Source organism: Marinomonas atlantica, from assembly GCF_001639725.1.
Taxonomy (GTDB): Bacteria; Pseudomonadota; Gammaproteobacteria; order Pseudomonadales; family Marinomonadaceae; genus Marinomonas; species Marinomonas atlantica.
In genome coordinates this window covers 1-1,209 of the sequence record NZ_LTAW01000026.1, presented here as the reverse complement: position 1 = coordinate 1,209, position 1,209 = coordinate 1, and the positions used below count along the sequence as shown (strand labels likewise).

The window sequence follows — 1,209 nt, the reverse complement described above, 5'->3', positions numbered from 1 at the left end:
GATATATTTAACCCAAAAGGTGGTGAGTTCCCTGACAGTATGGAAACGCTTACTGCGATGCGAACCATCATGAATGATGATGGGGTATTGGGCTAAACGCTGCCTTTATTCCAAGAGTTGGGCTGGGACAGCCCTGCTACAAGTGTGGTTGTCGAGATAATCAATTAAGCGGATGTAGGAGGGCGATCTTACCCCGTCTAAGACCAGACAACGGGGCAGCCCTCCTACTCGAATCGCTTAGATCAAGTTGTTTACACCAATCAGTTGATCGCTAAACTGGACCAGTTCAACGTCAATCAGTGTGTCGACTTCTGTGTAAGCGCCTTGTTGATAGGTGAGAGTGATACTACCGTCTTCCAGTTTGGCAATACTGTACTCAGCAAACATATGCTGCTGTTGAGCGGTGTCGATGCCTTCTCCGCCGTTCAGTAGGTCGTTACCATGACCACCGATCAAGGTATCATTACCTGCGCCGCCAAAGAGGGTATCGTTGCCGATGTCAGTGGTTAAGCCACCTTCGCTGACTTCATTTGAGACCGTCAATTGTAACAAGCCTTGGTCGGTGGTCAGTTTGTTCTTCGATTGCTGAGATTGAGCAATGCTTAAGAACAGCTCTGTGCCAGACATGCCGTTTGCTAGGTCGTTGAGTACACTGGTGATGGCTTCGCTTGTCACGTCACCGGCATTCCAGAAGCTGCTTAGGAAAGTAGACACCTGTTGTTCTGCGCTGAGTGTTGCAAAGTTGCTCGCTTGTTGCCCAACCCAAGCCTGTAAGCCGATAGTCGCCAATTCATCAAGGCTGTATGGGGAGCTTGATAAGCCTGTTAAATCAATGGCGCTGAGGCGTACACCAAAAATACTTTGATAGGCTGTGGCGAGCATTTCTAAACGGTCACTGTCCATGGCTAAGAAGGCATAGTCAGAGGTGGCTTGGAGCATCAAACCCGTATTCATAACGCTGTTCATGTTCGCGGCGCTGAGATCCATCGCTTGCGCTGCGCCATCTAAAACCAGCGATGCTTGGCTGTACCAATTACCGGTAAAAGAAAGGCTATCAATGTCACTTAAGTCGGTATCAGTTGGGGTAAAGTGAGTGACGATCTGACCTTGGCTATTCAAAGAGAAGGTGATGTGACCTTGAGAGCTTTGTGCGCCCTGAAGGACATCGTTCCCTGTGCCGCCGTAAAGCGTATCGTTTCCTGTACCACC

Annotated in this window: 1 pseudogene; it reads right to left on the bottom strand. The window is 49.2% G+C overall.

The window, feature by feature from the left end:
- Positions 1-237: 237 nt before the first annotated feature.
- A pseudogene (locus AYW75_RS19160) lies at positions 238-1,209 on the bottom strand (hypothetical protein); the annotation flags it as partial.